The organism is Pseudoduganella sp. R-31, from assembly GCF_049913235.1.
In the GTDB taxonomy this organism is placed as follows: Bacteria; Pseudomonadota; Gammaproteobacteria; order Burkholderiales; family Burkholderiaceae_D; genus Rugamonas.
In genome coordinates this window covers 3,600,299-3,621,333 of the sequence record NZ_CP183986.1, presented here as the reverse complement: position 1 = coordinate 3,621,333, position 21,035 = coordinate 3,600,299, and the positions used below count along the sequence as shown (strand labels likewise).

The 21,035-nt window shown below is 59.7% G+C and carries 22 protein-coding genes; 8 read left to right on the top strand and 14 right to left on the bottom strand.

Annotation, left to right across the window (positions count from 1 at the left end; translation table 11 throughout):
• Positions 1-49: 49 nt before the first annotated feature.
• Genes ACN9MY_RS16530 through ACN9MY_RS16515 form a run of 4 tightly spaced genes read right to left on the bottom strand, consistent with a single transcriptional unit; the run spans position 50 to position 3,678 of the window.
• Complete coding sequence (locus ACN9MY_RS16530) at positions 50-685, bottom strand: response regulator (RefSeq protein ID WP_426335779.1); 636 nt, start codon at positions 683-685, stop codon at positions 50-52.
• Positions 678-1,781: a response regulator gene (locus ACN9MY_RS16525; RefSeq protein ID WP_426335778.1), complete on the bottom strand. Its 1,104-nt coding sequence runs from the start codon at positions 1,779-1,781 to the stop codon at positions 678-680. The genes ACN9MY_RS16530 and ACN9MY_RS16525 overlap by 8 nt, the downstream gene beginning before the upstream one ends.
• On the bottom strand, positions 1,778-2,191 hold the full coding sequence (locus ACN9MY_RS16520) for a response regulator (RefSeq protein ID WP_426161497.1): 414 nt from the start codon (positions 2,189-2,191) through the stop codon (positions 1,778-1,780). The genes ACN9MY_RS16525 and ACN9MY_RS16520 overlap by 4 nt, the downstream gene beginning before the upstream one ends.
• Positions 2,188-3,678 (bottom strand): sensor histidine kinase, encoded by a 1,491-nt coding sequence (locus ACN9MY_RS16515; protein WP_426335777.1) that lies wholly within the window; start codon positions 3,676-3,678, stop codon positions 2,188-2,190. The genes ACN9MY_RS16520 and ACN9MY_RS16515 overlap by 4 nt, the downstream gene beginning before the upstream one ends.
• 174 nt (positions 3,679-3,852) lie before the next feature.
• Here ACN9MY_RS16515 and ACN9MY_RS16510 point away from each other — a divergent pair, with 174 nt between their 5' ends.
• Entirely contained in the window at positions 3,853-4,113 is a 261-nt protein-coding gene (locus ACN9MY_RS16510; RefSeq protein ID WP_426335776.1) for a TraR/DksA family transcriptional regulator, read from the top strand.
• Here the strand turns inward: ACN9MY_RS16510 and ACN9MY_RS16505 are convergent.
• The gene (locus ACN9MY_RS16505; RefSeq protein WP_426335775.1) at positions 4,110-4,757 is read right to left on the bottom strand and encodes a hypothetical protein; all 648 of its coding nucleotides are present in this window, start codon (positions 4,755-4,757) and stop codon (positions 4,110-4,112) included. The genes ACN9MY_RS16510 and ACN9MY_RS16505 overlap by 4 nt on opposite strands.
• 99 nt (positions 4,758-4,856) lie before the next feature.
• On the opposite strand from ACN9MY_RS16505, the gene ACN9MY_RS16500 reads away from it, so the two are divergent.
• Positions 4,857-6,794, top strand: coding sequence for an ATP-binding protein (locus ACN9MY_RS16500; protein WP_426335774.1), 1,938 nt, complete (start codon positions 4,857-4,859; stop codon positions 6,792-6,794).
• Here the strand turns inward: ACN9MY_RS16500 and ACN9MY_RS16495 are convergent.
• The gene (locus ACN9MY_RS16495) at positions 6,791-7,237 is read right to left on the bottom strand and encodes an Hsp20/alpha crystallin family protein (RefSeq protein ID WP_426161492.1); all 447 of its coding nucleotides are present in this window, start codon (positions 7,235-7,237) and stop codon (positions 6,791-6,793) included. The two genes, ACN9MY_RS16500 and ACN9MY_RS16495, sit on opposite strands and share 4 nt — an antisense overlap.
• A gap of 195 nt (positions 7,238-7,432) precedes the next feature.
• Between ACN9MY_RS16495 and ACN9MY_RS16490 the strand changes: the two genes are divergently transcribed.
• Positions 7,433-9,145, top strand: a complete 1,713-nt coding sequence (locus ACN9MY_RS16490; protein ID WP_426172217.1) for a molecular chaperone HscC — start codon at positions 7,433-7,435, stop codon at positions 9,143-9,145.
• Between the two features lies 1 nt (position 9,146).
• The gene (locus ACN9MY_RS16485; protein WP_426335773.1) at positions 9,147-10,502 is read left to right on the top strand and encodes a TonB C-terminal domain-containing protein; all 1,356 of its coding nucleotides are present in this window, start codon (positions 9,147-9,149) and stop codon (positions 10,500-10,502) included.
• A 7-nt stretch (positions 10,503-10,509) separates the two neighbouring features.
• Here ACN9MY_RS16485 and ACN9MY_RS16480 read toward each other — a convergent pair whose 3' ends face one another.
• Positions 10,510-10,716, bottom strand: a complete 207-nt coding sequence (locus ACN9MY_RS16480; protein ID WP_426335772.1) for a DUF3079 domain-containing protein — start codon at positions 10,714-10,716, stop codon at positions 10,510-10,512.
• Positions 10,717-10,845: 129 nt separating this feature from the next.
• On the opposite strand from ACN9MY_RS16480, the gene ACN9MY_RS16475 reads away from it, so the two are divergent.
• Complete coding sequence (locus tag ACN9MY_RS16475; protein WP_426335771.1) at positions 10,846-11,916, top strand: flavodoxin family protein; 1,071 nt, start codon at positions 10,846-10,848, stop codon at positions 11,914-11,916.
• A 50-nt stretch (positions 11,917-11,966) separates the two neighbouring features.
• Here the strand turns inward: ACN9MY_RS16475 and ACN9MY_RS16470 are convergent, their stop codons facing one another.
• Together ACN9MY_RS16470 and ACN9MY_RS16465 are read right to left on the bottom strand one after the other, a co-directional pair.
• Positions 11,967-13,007 (bottom strand): CAP domain-containing protein, encoded by a 1,041-nt coding sequence (locus ACN9MY_RS16470; protein WP_426161488.1) that lies wholly within the window; start codon positions 13,005-13,007, stop codon positions 11,967-11,969.
• Entirely contained in the window at positions 13,000-13,395 is a 396-nt protein-coding gene (locus tag ACN9MY_RS16465; RefSeq protein ID WP_426335770.1) for a PEP-CTERM sorting domain-containing protein, read from the bottom strand. Before ACN9MY_RS16465 ends, ACN9MY_RS16470 begins: the two co-directional genes overlap by 8 nt.
• Positions 13,396-13,545: 150 nt before the next feature.
• Between ACN9MY_RS16465 and ACN9MY_RS16460 the strand changes: the two genes are divergently transcribed.
• Positions 13,546-13,860, top strand: coding sequence for a hypothetical protein (locus ACN9MY_RS16460; protein WP_426335769.1), 315 nt, complete (start codon positions 13,546-13,548; stop codon positions 13,858-13,860).
• On the opposite strand, the gene ACN9MY_RS16455 is transcribed toward ACN9MY_RS16460, so the two are convergent.
• Positions 13,827-15,515, bottom strand: a complete 1,689-nt coding sequence (locus ACN9MY_RS16455) for an ABC transporter ATP-binding protein/permease (RefSeq protein WP_426337640.1) — start codon at positions 15,513-15,515, stop codon at positions 13,827-13,829. The genes ACN9MY_RS16460 and ACN9MY_RS16455 overlap by 34 nt on opposite strands.
• Positions 15,516-15,730: 215 nt before the next feature.
• Between ACN9MY_RS16455 and ACN9MY_RS16450 the strand changes: the two genes are divergently transcribed.
• On the top strand, positions 15,731-16,996 hold the full coding sequence (locus ACN9MY_RS16450; RefSeq protein WP_426161484.1) for an ABC transporter substrate-binding protein: 1,266 nt from the start codon (positions 15,731-15,733) through the stop codon (positions 16,994-16,996).
• 27 nt (positions 16,997-17,023) lie between these two features.
• On the opposite strand, the gene ACN9MY_RS16445 is transcribed toward ACN9MY_RS16450, so the two are convergent.
• Positions 17,024-17,209: a hypothetical protein gene (locus tag ACN9MY_RS16445; protein WP_426335768.1), complete on the bottom strand. Its 186-nt coding sequence runs from the start codon at positions 17,207-17,209 to the stop codon at positions 17,024-17,026.
• A gap of 92 nt (positions 17,210-17,301) precedes the next feature.
• Here ACN9MY_RS16445 and ACN9MY_RS16440 point away from each other — a divergent pair, with 92 nt between their 5' ends.
• A complete protein-coding gene (locus ACN9MY_RS16440; protein ID WP_426337627.1) occupies positions 17,302-18,546 on the top strand; it encodes an IS256 family transposase in 1,245 nt (414 codons plus the stop codon).
• Here ACN9MY_RS16440 and ACN9MY_RS16435 read toward each other — a convergent pair.
• The 3 genes from ACN9MY_RS16435 to ACN9MY_RS16425 all read right to left on the bottom strand — a co-directional run bounded on the left by ACN9MY_RS16435 (position 18,539) and on the right by ACN9MY_RS16425 (position 20,935).
• Complete coding sequence (locus ACN9MY_RS16435; protein WP_426335767.1) at positions 18,539-19,438, bottom strand: hypothetical protein; 900 nt, start codon at positions 19,436-19,438, stop codon at positions 18,539-18,541. The genes ACN9MY_RS16440 and ACN9MY_RS16435 overlap by 8 nt on opposite strands.
• Before the next feature lie 450 nt (positions 19,439-19,888).
• Positions 19,889-20,224 carry a hypothetical protein gene (locus ACN9MY_RS16430; protein ID WP_426335766.1) on the bottom strand — a complete coding sequence of 112 codons (336 nt, stop codon included), beginning with the start codon at positions 20,222-20,224 and terminating at the stop codon, positions 19,889-19,891.
• Positions 20,225-20,263: 39 nt separating this feature from the next.
• Positions 20,264-20,935, bottom strand: a complete 672-nt coding sequence (locus ACN9MY_RS16425; RefSeq protein ID WP_426335765.1) for a hypothetical protein — start codon at positions 20,933-20,935, stop codon at positions 20,264-20,266.
• Positions 20,936-21,035: the final 100 nt, after the last annotated feature.

Below are 21,035 nucleotides of genomic sequence, written 5' to 3'. Positions count from 1 at the left end.
CGGTATCAAGCATCCTGTGTAGTTGCTGTAGTGGTTCCCCTACAGCCGCTCAGATCAGCCCGTGCTCGAGGGCATAGCGGGTCAGCTCAGCATTCGTGGACATGCCCATTTTCTCGAGGATGCGGCTGCGATAGGTTGTCACAGTGTTAGGACTGAGATGTAGTTTTTCCCCTATGCGCACCAGGGACTCGCCCTGGGCAATCAGTTTGAAAACTTCCAGTTCGCGGTTGGAGAGCTCTTCGTGGTCGCCGCTCGGGCCGCCGCCGACCAGGGTTGCCAGTTTTTCAAGCAACGCCGGGCTCACGTGCTTGCCGCCCGAGGCAGCCTTGCGCACGGCCTCGATCAGGGTCGCCGTCGGCGCATCCTTGGTCAGGTAGCCGGAGGCGCCCGATTTCAGCGCGCGCACCGCGTAAATTTCCTCGGAATAGGTGCTCAGCACCAGCACCGCCATGCGCGGGCATTCGCTGCGCAGGGTCTTCAACAGGTCCAGGCCATTCTTGCCCGGCATCTTGATGTCCACCAGCGCCACGTCGAAACTGCGCTCGGCCACGCGCTGCATCGCTTCGACGGCGTTGCCGGCCTCGCCCTCCACGCTGATGTCGGGCGCCGTGCCCAGCATGAGGCGCACGCCATTGCGTGCAATCGCATGGTCGTCGACCAGCAAAACGGTGATCTTGTCACCCATTCTTGTCCTCCAAAGGCAGCCGCAGCTGCAGGGTAGTGCCCTGCCCGGCCTTGCCGCTGATATTCAGTTCGCCGGCAAAGCGGCGCGTGCGCTCGTGCATGCCGAACAAGCCCCACGATTCCCGGTCGGACAAGCCGGCACTTTCGATACCCTTGCCATTGTCTTCCACCCGCAGCACCACGTTTTCGCCGTCAATATCCACGATGACGCGCGCCTCGCTCGCTTCGGCATGGCGCACCACGTTGGTCAGCGCTTCCTGCGCGACGCGGAACAACATGGTGCTGCGCTCCGCATCGAGCTCCAGCGCCTGCGCCTCCGGCGTGATATTGCAGGTGCATTGCAAGCCGCTGCGCTGCGCCACCTGTTCCGCATACCATTCCAGCGCAGGCCAGATGCCCAGCTGGTCCAACACGCTTGGACGCAGGTCGGTAATCACGCGGCGCACGGTCTCTATCGCATCTTGCGCCAGCTTGGCCGCATCCTTCAACAGTGGGTCCGATTGCTCGCCGCCGCGCTCGATGGCGACCGAGATATAGGCCTTGATGCCGGTCAGCAGGCCGCCCAGTTCATCATGGATTTCCTGGGCGATGCGGGTGCGTTCGTGTTCCTTCAGTTTTTCCTGGTACGCGGCCAGTTCACGCAGCTCTTTCTGCGACTGCCGCAGCACCTGTTCAGCCAGTTGTTTCTCGTCGATCAGGCGCTGCTCGCGCAGCAGGCGGTCGATGGCGCCCGCCAGGAAGTCGAGGTAGCGGCCGTCGTTGTCCTTCACCAGGTAGTCGCGCGCGCCGCGGCGCATCGCTTCCGCCGCAACGGTGGCACTGTCGGCGCCGGTCAGCATCATCACCGGGATATTTGGCTGGGGTTCGCCGCGGTCTGCCGCGAGACGTGCCAGGAATTCAAGCCCGGTCAGGTCGGGCAAGTGATAATCGAGCAGGATGCAGTCGGGCTCTTCGCGCAAGGCGATATCCAGGCCTTCCTGGCCACTTTCCGCTTCCAGCAATTCGCAGTTGAAGCCCGGCGCCTGCGCAAAGGCGCGGCGGCAGGCGATACGGTCAACGATATCGTCTTCGACGATAAGGACCCTTACCCTGTTCATGGCAGCTCGCTGATCGTCCAGTACAGGTTGATGGAGCGGACCACCTCCACGAACTGGCGGTAGTCCACCGGCTTGGTCATGTAGCCGGCGACACCCAGGTCGAAGCTGCGCATCTTGTCCTGCTGTTCTTCCGACGTGGTCAGGACGATGACCGGGATGCGGCGCAGCAGCGGGTCCTGCTTGACGTTCTGCAGGAACTCGATGCCGTTCATGATCGGCATGTTCAGGTCCAGCAGGATGATGCATGGCTGTTCGTTGCCCGGCTCGCGCAGGTATTCCAGCGCGGCCTCGCCGTTTTCCGTCGCCACGACACGGTTGCTGACATGGACTTCCTTCAGCGCGCGCAGGATGGTCATCACGTCGACCTGGTCGTCCTCCACCAGCAGGATCGGCTTGCTCGTATTATTCATGCGTTATTCTTTCTTTTCTTTGGCAGGGTGAAATAGAAGGTCGTGCCCTTGCCCAGCTCGGACTCCAGCCACACCCTGCCCTGGTACATTTCCACAATTTTTTTCACCAGCGCCAGGCCGACACCCGTGCTTTCAACCCGGTCGCGCGGCGCCAGCGTCTGGAACAGCTGGAAAATCCGTTCAAAATGACGCTCCGCGATGCCGGGGCCGTTGTCGCGAACGTGGAAGCGCCACTGGCTGCCTTCGTCGGCCCAGCCCACTTCGATTTCGCCTTCCGGCTTGTCCATGTACTTGACCGCGTTGGACACCAGGTTGTGGAACAACTGCTGGATGCGGGTCGGTTCGCCGGCAACTGTCGGCATGCCGGGCATCACGGTAACCTTGATATGCGCCGGAACTGCCAGCAGGTCAACCACTTCGGCCACCAGCTGGTCGAGCTGCACCGGCACCACGGCTTCCTTGATGCGGCCCACGCGCGAATACTGCAGGATGCCGTCGATCAGGGCACCCATGCGGTGGACCCGGTTGATCAGGAGCCGCATGTGCTCCTTGCCTTCTTCATTGAACTTGTCGGCGTAATCATGCGCCAGCCAGTCGGCCAGCGAGCCGATGCCGCGCAGCGGCGCTTTCAGGTCGTGCGACACGACGTAGGCAAAGTTGGTCAGTTCTTCGTTGGCGCTGGTGAGCTCCTGCAGCAGTTGCTGCGCCTTTTCTTCGGCGTGCTTGCGCTCGGTGATGTCGCGCACCAGTCCAGTGAACATGCGGCGCCCGCCCAGCCACATTTCCGTGACGGCCAGGTCCATCGGAAAGATGCTGCCGTCGCGGCGCAGGCCCTGCACTTCACGGCCCTTGCCGATGATGCGCTTTTCGCCGGTGGTCATGTAATGCTGCAGGTAGCCGTCGTGCGCTTCGCGGTGCGGCGCCGGCATCAGGATCTTGACGTTGCGGCCCAGGACTTCCGATTCCGGATAGCCGAACATGCGCTCTGCGGCCGGGTTGACCCGTTCGATGATGCCGTGCTCGTCGATCGTGATGATCGCATCGACCGCTGTTTCGAAGATCGCGCGCATGCGCGCTTCGCTTTCCTGCAGCGCGTGTTCGGCCTTCTTGCGGGCGCTGATATCGTGGATGGTCGCCATCACCATCGGCTGGGTGCCATTATCCTGCAGGGGCGACAGGCTCACCTCGACCGGGAACTCGGTGCCGTCCTTGCGGGTGGCGAACAGTTCGAATCCGGCCCCCATGGCGCGCGGATGCGGGCGTTCGAAATAGCTGCCGCGCAGGCCAACGTGGCCGTGGCGGAAGCGTTCGGGAATCAGCGATTCCAGCGACTTGCCTTGCAGTTCGCCCGGCTCATAGCCAAACAGGTTTTCCAGCGCCGGGTTGACCAGGATCAGTTGGCCTTCCTTGTCGATGATCAGCATCGCGTCCGTCGCCGACGCCAGCAGCCATTGCAGGCTGCGTTCCGCAATCGTTGAATGTGTCAAAGCCTGGTCCTGTCGGTGGTCAAATCCAGTCATCCTAAGATTGTAGCGTCCCTTGGGGCAAGAGGCCAAATGCGGCTCCTCAAGAATAAGGCGGTCAAACTTGACTTAGGTCAAGCGACACTGGTGACGCGGCGCAAGATGCCCGTTAAAGTGCCCCAAAAGTGGAGACTAGCCATGCTACCTGAAGAAATTGACCGTTGGACTGCCGTCCTGCGCCAGCGGCGCGAGGTACTGGCTGGCCGCGACTCTGCCGAAGTGGCGGCGATCGATGCTGCGCTGGAGCGTTTGCAGGCCGGGACCTTTGGCCAGTGCCTGCGCTGCGGGGGCGCGATCTCCGCGGGGCGCATGCAGGCCCAGCCTGGGGCCGCGACTTGCCTGGCATGCCAGGAACTCGCCGAACGCCAGCGCTCCTTCATCTCGCTTCCTGCCGCTTAACGCAGCTTCGACCTGTATGGCCTGCATGCCGGGCCTTCGCTTTCCGCGCCATTGCAGATATGCCGCCGGCACTCCACGGCGCCGCGCTCCCCAGGCCATGGGCAGCGCTTGAAGACTTCCGCGTACCTCTCCGGTTCGGCTACAAGCTTGCGGCGCAGTGCACTTTTCTTGCGTGGCGGCTGTTTGGCGCTGGCCTGATGCTTCGAGCGCGCAGTAGCGCCATTCCCAGGGCGCGCGCGGTGGCGCGGAGCCGCGACGGGCTTGCTTGCTGCGGGCTCCGTCACCGATGAACCCTCCAACGCCGACCCGCCTTGCCTGCTGGCGCCCTGCATTCCCGGTTCCGCAAGCGCCGGCGCCCGCGCCACGGCCTGCGGCCCTGGCGCCGCCTGCGCCCTGCCGCCATCCGGTGCAAGCGTGGTGGCGACTGCCATCAGGTCCCGTTCAATGCCTACGCGCTGCGCGAGGACGACCGCGCCACCCGCCAGGCCGGCCAGCAGCGCCCCGCATGACATCCAGAACACCGGCCCTTGCCACTCCAGCAGCCGCGCCCGCGACGAGCGGCCGGGACGCACAGGCGGTTCCGCGCCCGCATCCTGCGCCGGCGGCGGCTGTGGCTTTTCGCTGTCGTCTTGTTGTTCTGTCATACGCCAAACATAGCAACAATTACATGGGAATGTCGCATGCTTGTGGCTCACGTGACGCTTGAGCTAAGATAATTACTCCGGTGCAAATGGGCCACACCCATGAAAAGCTTCCAGGGCTTCTTCCGTGATCTAGGACTCCAGCGCAAACTCTTGCTGGTGTCGGTCCTCACGACGATTGCGGCCATGCTCGTTGCACTGCTTGCACTGGCCAGCTACGACTTGCTGGTCGCCCGCCCGCGCGTGGTGCAAGACCTCGCCGTGCGCAGCGAACTGTTCGCATTGAGCTTCGATTCGGACCTCAACTTCGGCGACAGCAGCGCCGCGGCGCGCAAGCTGGAAGCCTTGCGCAGCAGTCCCGAGATTACCCAGGCCTGCCTGTTCACTGCCGACAAACGCGTGTTTAGCCACTTCAACCGCGATCCCTCCGAAAGGTGCGAATGGTCGCAGGAACTGGAACGCGAAGGGCATCGCTTCGACGGTTACGCATTGGCGACGCTATCCCCCATCCGGTTCGAGCGCGAGCTGGTCGGCTACCTGGCGACCATTTACCACCTGCCGTCGGTGCTGGAGCGACTGCGCCAGTACGGCCTGGTGCTCGGCGTGGTGCTGCTCACCCTGTCGTTTGGCGGCATCCTGTATGCCTTCAGTTCACGCCGGCTGGTCACGCAGCCGCTGCTCGCGCTGTCTGCCGTCGCCGACCGCGTCACGCGCGAGCAGCGCTTCGACCTGCGCTCGCCGGTCAGCAGCCGAGACGAAGTCGGCCGGCTGGCCACGGCCTTCAACGCCATGCTCGCCACCATCGCAGCGCGCGATGCAGCCCTGCGCCGCAGCCAGGCCCTGCTCACCAACATCGTCGAGAAGTCCTCAGCGGTGATCTACGTCAAAGACCTCGACGGCCGCTACCTGATGGTCAACCACAGCTTCCGCATGCTGCTGCCTCCCGGGTCGCCTGAGCCGCTCGGGAATACCGACGAAGTGCTGTTCAGCCGCGACATGGCGCATTCGATCCGCCAGGCCGACCGCGCAGTGTTGGCGAGCGGGCGGGCCTCCAGCCATGAAGAGACCTCCGGCGGCACGGTGGGCGGCCCACGCACCTATATTTCCGAGAAATTCCCGCTGATCGACGAATTCGGCCATATCTGGGCGCTGGGCGGCGTCTCCACCGACATCACGGACCGCAAGCGCAGCGAACTGGAACTCGAAGACCTGGTCAATGTGCGTACCCGCCAGATCGCCGACACCAACCGCGAACTGGCCGATTCCCTCGGCAGCCTCCAGCGCGCGCAAGAGGAGCTGGTGCGCAGCGAAAAGCTGGCGGCGCTGGGTTCTCTGGTTGCCGGCGTGGCGCACGAATTGAATACGCCTATCGGCAACAGCCTGCTGGCCGTCAGCACCCTGCTGGACCAGACCACGGCCTTTGCCTCCGCGGTGGAATCCGGCGTCAAGCGCTCCGCACTCGCCGCCTATCTTGGCGACGTCAACAACGGCAGCCAGATCGTGCTGCGCAACCTTCATCGTGCGGTGGACCTGGTGTCGAGCTTCAAGCAGGTTGCCGTCGACCGGGCGACTTCGCAAAGCCGTGAATTCCAGCTGGATGAACTGGTATCAGAAATCCTGCTGGTGCTGATGCCGACGTTTAAGAAGTCCGGCATCCGGGTCAGCCACGCCATACCGCGCGGGATCGTCATGGCCAGCTACCCGGGACCATTCGGCCAGGTGCTCATCAACCTCGTCAACAATGGATTGATTCATGCCTTTGAAGGCAAGGAGCATGGCGAAATCGTCATCACGGCCGACGCCATCGGCACGGACTCGGTAGCGATCTCGGTACGCGACAACGGCATCGGCATCGCTCCCGAAAACATGGGCAAGATCTACGATCCCTTCTTCACCACCAAATTGGGACGCGGCGGCTCCGGCCTTGGGCTCAACATCGTCTACAACATCGTGTATGGCTTGCTCGGCGGGCGCATAGACGTAAAAAGTGCCCTCGGAGAGGGCACCAGTTTCATCCTGACCTTGCCGGTCAGGGTTTAATGGATTTCCAGCTTGCGGCTACCCTGCTTGGCCTTTTTCGGCAAAGTCAGCTCCAGCACGCCGCCTTCGCACTTGGCGGTGGCCCGGCTGTCATCAATATCGTGTTCCAGGGTAAAGCTGCGATACTGCTCGCCGAAATAGCGTTCGCTCCGCACAACGGTACCGCCCTGCTTTTCCTCCTCGACCCGCTTGGTCTCGGCGGCGATCGTCACGCGGTTGCCGGAAATGTCGACCTTGATGTCGTCCTTGTTCACGCCCGGCACGTCGGCTCGAACGGTGTACGAGGATTCATTTTCGTGCACGTCGATGCGGATCGGCTGTTGCCCCTCTCCTTCGCGCGTGATGTTTGCCATCCTGAAGTCGCGGAACAGGTCTTCAAAGTTGCGGAAGGGATCGAAACGGGCCAGCTCAGTCAATGGATCGTAACGCCTCAGATTAGCCATGATTTCCTCCTTTCTCGTAATGCGACAATATTTTAGGCCTCGATCAGGCGGCTTGCCACAGATTCTGGCAATCGGGCGGACTGTCGCTTTCATGACTAATCTATGGCGCCGAAGCCTTCATAAAAGGCAACGACTTTTCTCATTCAGAAATAAATGCTAGGCTACTCTTTTGTGAAATTTACATCGGAGCAGCAAATGATCGTCGGCATCGACCTCGGCACCACCAATAGCCTCATCGCCGCCTGGCACAACGGCGAGCCACGGTTGATCCCCAACAGCCTGGGGGAGTTCCTCACCCCGTCCTGCGTCAGCGTTGACGAAGACGGCACCATCCTGATCGGCAAGGCGGCGCGCGAGCGCCTGCAGACCCACCCCACCAACAGCGCTTCCGTCTTCAAGCGCCATATGGGCAGCAACAAGCAGTTCACGCTCGGCGGGCGCAACTTCCGCGCCGAGGAACTGTCGGCGCTGATCCTGCGCGCCTTGAAAGAGGATGCAGAAGCGGCCCTCGGCCAGCCAATCACCGAAGCGATCATCACCGTTCCGGCCTATTTTTCCGACGCGCAGCGCAAGGCAACCCGCGCCGCAGGCCAGTTGGCAGGCCTCAAGGTCGAACGCCTGCTGAACGAACCGACGGCCGCCGCCCTCGCCTACGGCATTCACCAGCGCGGCAAGGAAACCCAATTCCTGGTGTTCGACCTGGGCGGCGGGACCTTTGACGTTTCCGTACTCGACCTGTTTGAAGGCGTGATGGAAGTGCGGGCCTCCGCCGGCGACAACTTCCTGGGCGGCGAAGACTTCGTCAACCTGCTGATCGACGAGTTCTTCAAGCAGGCTTCCATTCCCGTCGAACTGAAGCAGGACGGCCGGTTCATGCAAAGCCTGGTGGCGCAAGCCGAGCAGGCCAAACGCAAGCTCAGCGAAGCGCCGGAAGCGCTGCTGCAGACCAACCACGCCGGCATCACCTATTCCATGCCGCTGGACGAGGCAGGCCTCGAACGCATTACCGCGCCCTTGCTGGCTCGCCTGCGCTCGCCGGTCGAGCGCGCACTGCGTGACGCCAACCTGCAGACTGCCAGCCTGGATAACATCGTGCTGGCCGGCGGCGCCACGCGCATGCCGATCGTGCGCCGCATGGTGGCACGCATGTTTGGCCGCTTCCCATCCTGCGACATCAATCCGGATGAAGTGGTAGCGCTGGGCGCGGCCGTGCAAGCCGGCCTGAAAATGAACGATGCCGCCCTGGATGAAGTGGTCATGACCGACGTGGCTCCCTACTCGCTGGGCGTCGAGGTATCGATGCACCTGGGTGGCGACCAGTATTCGCACGGCCACTTCGATCCGGTCATCGAACGCAACACCGTGGTCCCGGTCAGCAAGGTCAAGAACTACCATCCGACCAGCGACCGGCAAACTGCCTTGCGCATCAACGTCTTCCAGGGTGAAGCGCGCATGGCCCGCGACAATATCGAGCTCGGAACCATCGAAGTACCGATTTCGCAGGTGCCTGGCCAGAACAACGGCGTGGACGTGCGCTTCACCTACGACGCCAACGGCTTGCTGCAAGTGGAAGCGACGGTGCTCCTGACCAAGCAGACCCACGCCCTGGTGATTGAAGGTAATCCAGGCATGCTGACCCAGGAAGAAATCAAGGAACGTTTCGCAGCCTTGTCCGAGCTGAAGATCCACCCGCGCGAGCGCATCGAATTCCGCACCATGCTGGCCCGCGGCGAACGCCTGTACCAGCAATTGCGCGGCGAAGCCCGCGAACACCTGGGCCGCCAGATCATGCAGTTCGAGCGCGCGCTGGAGGCGCAGGACATGCGGGTTTCGCGCCAGGCCGCCCGCACCTTCAACGAAGCGCTGGAATACTTCGAGCACCAGAGTTTCCTGAACCTGGATTCCTAGCATGCGCGACACTTTCCCCTTCCTGCTCCGGCTTGGACTAGATGCCGGCGCGGACGCCAAGGATATTCGCCGTGCTTATGCGCGCGAGCTGAAAAAGATCGACCAGGAGGCTGACCCGGACGGTTTCCAGGAACTTCGCCAGGCCTATGAAGTAGCACTTCAATGGCAAGCGCACCTGGAAGTCGAGCGCCAGGCAGCGGCTCCCGCCGGCGTCGACGACGTGGGCACCCCGCTGGCCGCCGCCCCCGAAACCGAGCCCGTCATTGTCGCGCAGCCGGCTCCCGACGATCCATACCAACTCGCCGACCAGGCTTTCACACAATTCCAGTCCAGCGCACAGGAACTGGTGTCGAAAAACGAGAGCAGGCACCAGTCCCGCTGGCGGGAAGCGCTGCAGGCATCGCTATCACACGACAGCCTGCTCAATCTGACTGCGCGCACCATCTTCGAGGCACGCATTGCCCATCTCCTGGCCACCGGCTGGAAGCCCGGGCACGAAACCTTGTTCGTCGCCGCCAGTGAAGTACTGGATTGGGCACGCGACAGCCGCCGCATCCAGCAGTTTGGCGAGGCCGGCGCCATGGTGGACCGTGCCATAGACCAGTGGAAACTGTATGAATCGATGTCGGCACACGCCATGGGGACCGTCAAACAGTTGATCCAGACGGTCCGCAATACGCCAAATCCCGAACGCGTCGCGGCGAGGGACGACCTGATTCTGTTCCATCAGCTGACGGACCGCTTCTATCACTGGTTCTCAATCATCATCGATCGCGAGATCCTGCAGAAATGGCACCAGGCAGCGCAGGCCGAGATCGCGCGCAACGGCACAACGGGCGCCGTTCCGCTTGGCGAAGCTCCGGTGGAAAGCAGCGGCAAGTCGGGCTGGAGCTGGTCGGGCTGGCAGATCACTTTCATGATCATCTTGCTGGTGAAAGGATGCGCCGCGCTTCTTACCAGCGGCAGCCACGGACCAAGCTATACCTCCACGACGCGCCAAGCCGACCCGGTCGCCTACCAGAATGCGGTCAACCAGGCCATGCACGAAGAACTGCAAGCCGCCAGGACGCTGCAGATCGCCCCGGAAGAGACGCCGCCCACCGAGGAGCAGCTGGAGGCAGTTCGGCGACAGATCTTCTATGTACCGGAACGGGGCAAAGGGTCAGGAGTGCTGAAAGTGAGTTTCGACGTCGAGCTGGACGGGATGGGCAAAGTCATCAACGTGCAGAGAACCCAGTCATCCAGCGACCCGGCGTATGACGAAGCGGTTGCCCGGACCTTGCAACACACGAAGGTGTTCCCGCCGGGGACGCAGCGCAAGTTCCCGGTCTCGTATTCTTACAGGCTGCCTGAATAGGCCCGCGTCAGGCGCTCTTCTTCGCCTTGGCTTCCGGCTGGGGTTCCAGGAGAGGAGATTCCCACTCCATCCAGTCGGGTCCAAACAGCTCCGATGGATGCTGGGTTCGCTCGGAACCGTTGCCGCACGCCAGGCTGTCAGCGGGACAGTACTTGTCGCAACCCCAGCAGACCCGCTCCGGGTGCAAGGGAATGATTGGAAACTTCTTTGCCATGCTTCAATCCTAGCTCTCTCACCCTCGCCTCAACCTTGATCCAGATCAAGTTTCCACTAACCCTGCGTTCGCTGTCGAACTGACCCGCTGATCCAGCCATGGCACATTGCCCGTGAACGGGAGACAAACATGAGTGAAGTCCGCAAAGGCCAGGCCCCCGCCAAGCTGGAACGCGCCGAGTTCCACCTGCGCTTTACGCGCAATTTTGCCGACCCGCGCTTCGACAGACTGCGCGACGAGGTGGCGAAGCTGGAGGAAGTGGCGTGGCAAGATTTCAGCGACAGCCGCAAGGCGCCGGTGACGGAACCGGCCGGGTCGGGATATGCCGATCCTGGCTACGAGCTGTCAGTTGAATGGAAGGCCGCTGCTGCCCGCCTGCAAGCAGCCGAACAGCGACAGAAAGATCCGGCCACGCCTTCACGCGTCCTGTTGATCTGCGGCGCCGCGCGGAATGACGGCACCTGCCCCGGCGAAATGTCGAAAACCTGGCGCATGCTCAAGCTGGCGGAGGCCACGCTGGCCAGCGAAGGAATCGATACCGACGTCCTGGATCTGAGCCGCCTGACCTCCGAGTTTGAATTGCGCATCCATCCGTGCAAGGGCTGCGTTTCCACCGCCATGCCGCTTTGCCACTGGCCCTGCAGCTGCTACCCCAATCACGGCCTTGGCCAGGTCAATGACTGGATGAACGATATATATGAAAAGTGGGTGTCCGCGCACGGTGTCATCATCTTTACGCCGGTGTACTGGTACCAGGCGCCTTCCGTGCTGAAGCTGATGATCGATCGCCTGGTATGCGCAGACGGCGGCAATCCCGACCCGACCAGCACCCATGGCAAGAAGCCCGAGGAAGCCAAGGCCCTGGAGCTGGCTGGCTGGCCCTACCCCAAACACCTGGCCGGGCGCGCCTATGGCCTTGTGGTGCATGGCGACGTCGCCGGCGTGGAAAGCCTGCGGCGCAATCTCTCCGACTGGCTCGATTGGATGGAGTTGATCGATGCCGGCGCGCAGGCCCGGCTTGACCGCTACCTTGGCTATTACGAGCCTTACGCCACTAGCCACGATGCGATGGACAAGGACGAAGCCCTCAAGCAAGAAGTCCGCAACGTCGCGCGCGCCGTCGGGCATGCCGTGCGCATGCTGCGCTCAGGCACCCTTGCGCGGCCCGATAAAGGCGTGCGTTCCCCGCGCCCGAAGTAAATGAAATGAGCCGGCATTCCGCACAGGATTGCCGGCCCTCGGTACGAGCATTACTGTGCGGCGGTTGTGAACGTCCAGGACTTGTTGATGGTCTTTCCATCCACGACAGCGATCAGCGCCACGTTGTAGGCGGTAGCGGCCTTCAGCCGCAGCACCGGCACCAGCGTTGCGGTGAAACCTTGCATGTTCCCGTCATCCGTCAGTGCAGGACCATTGCTCGCGATGACCGGGCCCAGCTTGCCTCCCTTGTTCACCAGGATGCGCGCTTCGACTGCCGTGCCGCCCGCAGGCGTCAGCGTGAACTGGCTGATCGCAATCGGCGCCGTCACTGCCATTCCCCTGGTTTCGAAACTGACCGTTACGGGCGTGCCCGCTTCGACCAGGTCCGGCACAGGCGTTGGCGTTTCGGTGCGATTGAAGAAGACAAAAGGCACGTCCGCCTGGTTTGCGTAGGGATATGCGCGAATACTGCCCGCGCCCGGCAACTGCGCCGTTTGCGTTGTACTCGTCGCAACGTCCACCACGCACAGGGTCGACGCGCCCTCCGCCGGGTTGAAGTTGTTTGCCGCTACACCGATATCAATGGTGCTGGCAAACAGCAGGGCCGCGTGATAAACCGAATTGGCCCACTCCGCAACACAGGTCATGTATTTGTCCGTACCGACTGTGCTGAAGATCGCCTCCCCCGAGACCGAGGCGGTATAGCCCGCCGCGGCAATCCGGTCCCCCGCGCGAACGCCTGTGTACCCAGGCTTGCCCGCCGTTTCGCCATGCAGTTCGCTGATGCCGTTCTGGTTGATGTAGCTCCAGTGCGCCCCCGCCGACTTGTCCAGCAACAGGCTCTGGGCCAGCAACCCGGAACCGATCTTGCTGCGCAAGGCATTGATGGCGTTGAAGATGCTCAGGTTGCCGCTGCCTGCCGCGTAAGTCGGCGCCGGAACCGACGTGACGATGTTGCCTTCGGTAGGCGATGGCGTCTGCGTGGTTGGAGCAGGAGACACTACCGGCGCGCCCCCCGAGCCACCGCCGCCACCGCAAGCCGCCAGCAGCAAGGCCAGGGCAAGCGCCGGAAAACTCCGCGAGTTATGCATGGAATCCCCCACGGCGACGCAGGAAGAGCAAGGCACAGCCCAAGCCCAGCAAGGCGGCGGTGCCTGGCTCAGGGATGGCCGCTGGCGCTTGCGGCAAATCCACCACCGCAATAACTTCAGGTGCAGTGGTCTGGACCGGCATCGAGGGGATGAATACCTCAACGACCGGAAGGATTTCCTGTGGCGTCGGGATGGAGATCGGCGAGACCGACGGCGTATTGTCGAAACTCGTCAACGGCAAACTGCTGAAAGACTGTGAAGCGGTATTACTGTAGTTCATGAAGCTAAATTCGATACTGTTTACGGTGCCAGGACCGGCAATCGCTTGAGCACCCGCCAGAACGGAGCAGGCCAGCAGGCAAGACTTGAACAGCGTATTAGCTTTCATATCGCGCTCCATATTTAGGTTGAGAAAACTACAAGCTGACCGAAGCATCAATCATGCCTACGAGATAAGTACTTGATTATGCTGAGTTAGCAAAATCTGCTACGAGGGATGTGTTAAATTTTACGACATCAAACTTTGCACTTGGGAAATATGATGAACGGCAGCCGCCAGGCGGGCGCTAGTACGCGTTCGGCTTTGATAACATACGCGATTCCCTTACAAGAACAGCAGGAAGAAAAGCAGGTGTCAACTTGGGTAATTGCCTACCGGAATGCCGACCGGTCTGAGCATCAGATACAGGCAAAGGCGGCTGGCGTGCTGACGGAGCAAGGTGCAGCCATGCTGGTGAGCGACTACCTACGGCAGCAACAGGCAAGCAGCACTGACACCTCGTTAGCTGCCGAGCAGTACAACTTCCAGATCATCCGCATTCATCGGGTTCCCTGGGACCTTGAAAACGCGTGAGCCACCTCACGCAATTCCCATCCACCGTCGCCTTTCAAGTGCAGCACATGCGTATGGTGGCGCCTGACGGCTGCCCGGTGGGCAATGCTGATCAGGGTAGCTCCGCTTTCACGCAGGCTTTTGTAGAGCGAAGCCTCATTGCCGCAGTCGAGCGCGCTGGTCGCTTCGTCCAGGATCACGATGCTCGGTTCATGCACCAGCACACGGCCAAAGGCGAGCCGCTGCTGCTCGCCCACCGATAGCAGTTTTTCCCAATCCTGTACCGCATCGAGCCCGCCGACACGCTCGGCGAGCTGCGGCAGGTGTACTTGCACCAGGATCTCCAGCAACTGCTCGTCGCTCAGCCGCGTCTGCACGCTTGGGTAGATGAGCTGGCTGCGCAGCGTGCCCTGCTGCAGGTAAGGCTGCTGTGGCAGGAAGAAAAAGTCTTCCAGCGGCGGATGATGAATCAGGCCGCTGCCGGTATCCCAAAGGCCGGCGATTGCTCGCAACAGCGAACTTTTTCCGCAACCGCTATCGCCTGTGATCAGCAGCGCATCGCCCGGCGCCAGGACGAAAGACAAGTCTTTCACGAGTACGCGCTCGGACTGCGGTGGACACACCGTCAGGGCATCGACGGCGATCTGCTTGCCAGGCCGCATCCTGATCCGCGGACGTGTTTTCCCGCTAACTGCCTCGCCCTCCGGCACCGGCAGCACGAGCTTGGACAGGGTTTGCAGGCGCTCCGTACCCGCCACGAAGCGGCTCAGGCTCTCAAAGTTATCGACGATCACACCCACAGCGCCAAGCACTGCAGTAAAGGCGCCTGCCGCCTGGATTGCCCGCCCTACTTCCAGTTGGCCGGAAAGCACGCCTTCGGCGAGAATCACCCCGGGCAGCACCAATGTGAGTTGGCTGAACGTGCGCTGGAACAAATTCAGGGTGCGCTGCTTCTTGATGAGCCTGCTGAAATTGTGGAACAGCTTGTCGAATTTGCCGTCGAGGTAAGCACGCTCTTGCGCCTCGCCCCGGTAAAAGGCGATCGATTCGGCATTCTCACGCAAACGCATCAGGCCGAAGCGAAAATCCGCTTCGCGCCGCAATTGCGAGAAATTGAGACGGATCAGTGGCGTGCCAAAGACGTAGAGCGCGACCACGGTACCCGTCAGGGCGTACACGGCCAGCACGCCAACCAGCAGATGCGAAATCGACCATAGCACCGCGCTGAACGCCACCAGCTGCATGATCGAGCCCAGAAAGATCAGCAGGAAATGGATCGAGCGGCCGGTGAATGTGTTGACATCTTCGCTGATACGCTGGTCCGGGTTATCGATCTCGCCTTCCGAGGTCAGTTCGTAGTATTTGCGCCCCTGCAGATAGCCATCGAGGAAGCGTCCGGTGAGCCAGCGCCGCCACTGGTTGGCGAACATGTCCCGCATGTAGTAGTAGAAGGCGTAGATTGGCACTGCAAACACCAGGATCAGCAGGCAAGCCCGCACCGACTGCCAGAAACGGTCGCCATCCCGACCGGCCAGCGCCGAAGTCATCTCGCCGGACTGGTTGTTCAGCATCACGGCAAGCTCGGTTTCGGCAAGCATCAGCACAATCAACAGCAGCAGCAAGCCCCAGGCAGACCTCTTTTCATCTCCAAGCCAGTACGGCTTTGCCACGCTGATGAATTGCCTCCATGCGGCCAGCGACAATGGGGGAACACGGCGCCGTCTCGATGGCGCTGGTTCATCCGGAATTGCAGAGGGATTTGCTGTCATCTTCATAGCCTGAGCATACGACTCAGCATAAAGCCACTCCGTGCGGAAACGGACATAGCCCGAATCGGTGCGTCGCGCTGGCCTCCGTTGACACGATTCGTTGTTGCGGACAAACTTGTTTCATGCTGGCTACGCAGACGAAGCGATCGATCCACATGGTTGACCGTCGCCGAATTTGGCTGATGGGAGTGGCGCTATGCCTGTCATCCAGCCTGCCATCGATCGCTGTAGGGGCCGAACAATTGGTCGTCGACTATATCGTGTCGCACAGCGCCCAAAGGACTGCATGGATACGCATCATCAATGAATTCTCGAAGGCAAACCCCGATCTAGAGGTGGTACATCACGGTTATCCGCAGGAGCAATACAAGCGCAGTTTCTCCGCGCGGCTGCGCAGCGGCCAGGTCGACCTGGCATTCTGGTACGCGGGAGAGCGGCTGCGCGACGCAGTCCAAAGCAAGCTGCTGGTGCCGCTTGATGCCGATACGGTGGCGCTGCTGAAAAAGAAGAAGTTCTACCCGGTCACGCTGGAGGGAACCCGGATCGACGGCGAGGTATTCGGATTCCCGATGTATTACTACCCTTGGGGCTTCGTCTATCGGAAATCGCTGTTCCAAAGCCTCGGGATCGAACCACCGGCATCGTGGAATGATTTCTTGAAAGTCTGCGAACGCCTGAAAGGTGCTGGCGTAACCCCGCTCGGCTTGGGAGCCGCGCACAACTGGCCTGCCACCGGCTGGTTCGACTATTTCGATTTGCGCCTCAATGGCCTGGAATTCCATCGCAAAGTACTGCGCGGCGATGTGCCCTTTACCGATCCCCGCGTTCGAAAAGTATTCGATGCCTGGGGTGAACTGCTGCGTAAAGGCTACTTCTTCGAACCGACCATCGAGCTCGATCACGAACGCGTACTGCCTTACATCTATCGCAAGCAGGTGGGCATGACGTTGATGGGGAGCTTTGTTGCCGCAAAATTTCCCGAGGCGATTGCGGACGATATGGGCTTCTTCGCATTTCCAGGCATTGTTCGCGACATGCCGCAATATGAAGACGCGCCGCTGGACGTGCTGGTCTTGCCATCGCGAGCAGCAAATCCCCACGGTCGAAAGCGCTTCCTGACCTTCCTCGCCGAAACCGGCGCCATCCGCCACATCGCCGAAGCGGACCAGACCTTGCCCGCGCAAGCCGACGCTTCGTTTGGGAATATCCGGCTGGGAGATGAAGCCCGCCAGGTGCTGGCCAGCGCAGCCGGCTTGAGTCCATTCTTCGACCGGGAAGCGAACTCGGAGTTGGTCGGCCCCGTCTTCGAGGGCTTGCGACAATTCTTGAAATTCCCGCATGACACGGAAAAGGCCGTCCTCACCATTGAAACGCTACGCCAGAAATAGCGGCATAGCGCGTGCCCGGTACGGCACCTATTTGGGTTTGCCGCAGGAGTTCAGGTCTTTGCCCATGTCGGCCAGGCCCCGTTTGGTGCCCATTTCCAGATGCAAGGCCATTTCCACGGGATCGTATCCTAGCTCGTGGGTTCCAATGATGATGAAGGTGTCTCCGCGCCGCCATGCATTCGCCTCGCCGTGGAAGTAGGTGCCGATCTGCATCGATTGATATTCGTCGGTGGAGCCTGTCAGAATTTTAGTGTGAAACCGGGGTCATGAAATAATACCGAAAGGGATTGTCCATGACCGACGTAATGACCACTAAAAAGCCAAAGACCAAGAAGCAGTACCCATTCCCCGTTGAACTGATCGACCAGTTGCTGGCCCAGGTCGAGAACAAGGACGCCGAGTCCATTCTGGGTGAATCGGGCCTTGCCGGCCAGCTGAAGAAAATGCTGGCCGAGCGCATGTTGACGGCTGAATTGACCCACCATCTCGCCACCGAAGGCGACGCCAAGAACCACCGAAACGGAAAAAGCCGCAAGACCGTGCTGGCACCGGGCGGCGAGCTCGAACTGGAGATCCCGCGTGACCGACTTTCCAGCTTTGAGCCTAAGCTGGTAGCCAAGCATCAACGCCGCATGCCGGGTTTTGACGACCATGTGATCGGCATGTATGCCCGAGGCATGACAGTGCGCGAAATCCAGGCACATTTACTGGAGCTGTACGGCACCGAAGTGTCGCCAGACCTGATCTCAACGATCACCGACGAGGTCATGGACGAAGTGACGCAGTGGCAGCAGCGTCCACTGGAAGCGATGTACCCAATCGTGTACTTCGATGCATTGCGCCTGAAGATCCGCGACGAAGGCACCGTCAAAAACAAGGCCGTGTACCTGGCGCTGGGCATTCGTGCCGACGGCCGCAAAGAAGTGCTGGGGCTGTGGATCGAGCAAACAGAGGGCGCCAAGTTCTGGCTGAAGGTCTTTAACGAGCTGCGCAACCGCGGCTTGGAAGACATTCTGATCGCCGTCGTTGATGGCCTTCGCGGCTTCCCTGAGGCGATTGAAGCGGTGTTCCCACAGGCGCATATCCAAACCTGCATCGTGCACCTGATTCGCAACTCGATGACGCTGGCCTCCTGGAAGGATCGTAAGGAGCTTGCGGCAGCGCTCAAGCCAATCTACCAGGCTTCTAACGCCGATGCGGCGGCAGCGGCGCTGGATGCCTTTGCGGCAGGCCCTTGGGGCCAACGCTTCCCGACAGTGGTAGCCATGTGGCGCCGGCAGTGGGAGCAGGTAATTCCGTTCTTTGCCTACCCACCGGAAGTACGCTCGATCATTTACACAACGAACGCCATTGAGAGCCTGCATATGCGCTTGCGGAAGATCGTCAAGAATCGCGGACACTTCCCGAGCGACGAGGCAGCGACGAAATTGCTCTACCTGGCCTTGCGCAATATCGAAAAAGATTGGAAGATGCCGCAGCGGACCTGGAAGATGGCCGCCAATCAGTTTGCCATCCTGTTTGGGGAACGTTTTACCAACGCGCTCAATTAACTAACAGCGACCCCGGCACACAAAATTCCTGACAGGTCCCGTCGGTGATGTCCTTTTGATCCTTGAAGGCAGCACGCGCGAATTCAATGTCTTCCCGGCTCCCACGCATGAGCAGGCCCATCGCTTCAACATCTTCAGCTTCGTCGATTTGTCCATCACTCAGTTTAACAAAGCGATAACCTGCCAACTCATCGGCATCGTGACCAACTCGGCGTAAGAGTGCCACTGCTTCGTCTGGCGTCCGAGAAATCTCCCGCCCGTACAGTTCCAAATTGGTGAGCGGTTTGAGGTCATGAACAAATTTTCCTTCAACAAACGCCGCACCGCCGAGCGTCCGAGGAATGCGAGCAATTCTAGACACAGGCACTAACGGAGCAAGGAACTCTAGCGACAAGCCAAACGCCGGAGTTTCATACCCTGCACGCAATTCGGCAGGACGAGGCAAGTCCCAGCCAGCAGCACGGTACGCTCCGCGTTGCATCATGCCCAGTGGCGTGTATTCACCCAACTCTGCTGCATCCATTGCAAGGTTCCATGGAACTTTCGCAGAGTCCTTCACTGCGCTCCATAGACTCTTGTTATCTTTGGTTGTGGGAGCAAATTCTCCTGTGCCCGTACCGAAATCAGTGGCCAGTTGGGCAAGGCGCCTGCGCACGGCGGCACTTTCAGCTTTTTGCTTATCGGACGAAGGCAGTTGACGGCCATTAGCTGCCGGACCAATGTCGTCTCCAAGTGCGAGCCAGTTTCTAGCCACATCGGCGGCAAGTGGTCCCGCCCCCTCGCTCAATGCCAATTTCTGATCGTCTGAGATTTCCGAGCCAGCAGAATATTCCGGGTCAAAGTCAACCCTCACATTGCCTAGACTGAAGCCTCCCGTGCTCTTTAATCTCATTCCCGACTTCATTCCACCGACACTGTATAACTTCTTGCGTGTGGCCTCATCCTGTCCTCCTTGTTGCATCTGTTCCGCTAGGCTGGACCCGATAGCATTGCCGAATGCAACTATCGCAATACTTAGATAGCCGCAACTATCCTTGAGGCTTGAGGGCTGCCGAGAATACTCCCATCAGGTGCAACCAAGTGACTGCCGTTAATAGAATTCCTGTGCCAATTGATGATAGATGCTTCAAATCGCAAAGGTCTTTATTTCCCAATAATCGCATCAGCGAAAACACTAAGCAGAATTGCATAATTAAAAAGGTCGCCGCACCAAACAAAAATATAGAAATCTCTGCAGTTGAAGATACCTCAGTGCCCAACTTGAGATAGTCAACAACATAAATTGAAGATATGAATACAAGATAGCTCAATTCAGATATCAATAGCAATCTAAACCCATTCTTCATTTTAGTCCATTCTTTTGAATTCTTACTGCAGTTGTTACGTTGTCGCCATAAGGATTGCCTTTCCACGTGAATTTAAGTGGCAAGTTCCCAAACACCTCATACTCGCGAGCTATGCCCTGCTTATGGAATTTCCCCATAAAATCATCGGATATATCTTTTCCAAATGAATCGAACGACTGGCCGGAATTCCAGTTGTATTTATCGTAAATTTTAAGATCAAAACTCATGCTGTAGTCATTTCCGGATCTAGTAGCGGTAGCAGTAGACCAGCCTGAAAATGTTCCTATTGCACGAATCCAATTTTCATCTCCGGAAAATCGTCGCTGCTCCATTGCGTTGATGTAAAAGTAATAGTTTCGCCATCGCGCAGATTATCTTGAGCAAAAGATAAGTGCTGCGTTACGTTGATTTATATAAAAATCACGTCCAGCCGGCGTTGTTTCGACAATACGCTGCAGGTTTACTGTTAAAGGCTCACCGGTATTTTCGAAGTAGTGGCGCAAGTGCGCCACGGCATCCGGCCAAATAACCTCTACGCCATTAAGCGAAGAAAGAATGCTCTGCTTTTCCATTCTCGATACTAGCGTCGCATCCTCACTTTTCCAAGTGCCACTTCCGATATCAGGACGGCGTGGTGGATCGCTTGCGCCTATCCGAAACACAGGATCAACCTCTTCGCCTTTGGCGACCCAGTTTTTTGGTTCCTTGACATTATAGTCCTTCGGATAAGGGATAAGTTCATCTGACCGTACTCTGCTTTTGTTAACTTGCTCCCAAAGCGATTTCTTTTTGTAATCGCCGATGAACCCTGCATCCAGGTAGTCGGCGTCATCTGTTCCTGGATGATATACGCCATCAGTGAGCTGCAATCCATATGTCGCTGCATATGCCTCTGCCAACGACCGAGGCTTCGGCACTAGATAATTTTGCGAAGAACTTGCCTCCCACACTTCTTTCTCAATTTGGGCTTCTTCCTGACCGGCGCGCATCTGATCGGCTTCAATTTGTGCGCGTCGCGCAGCATCCTTCCCTGCTTCTACCAAGGTGCTCCCTAACGCATTGCCGAATGCATTTGGCCTAGCCCGACGCGGCGATAGTCATGACTGCCTGGCATAGGATCAAGTCTCGCGATTCCCAGTGCGA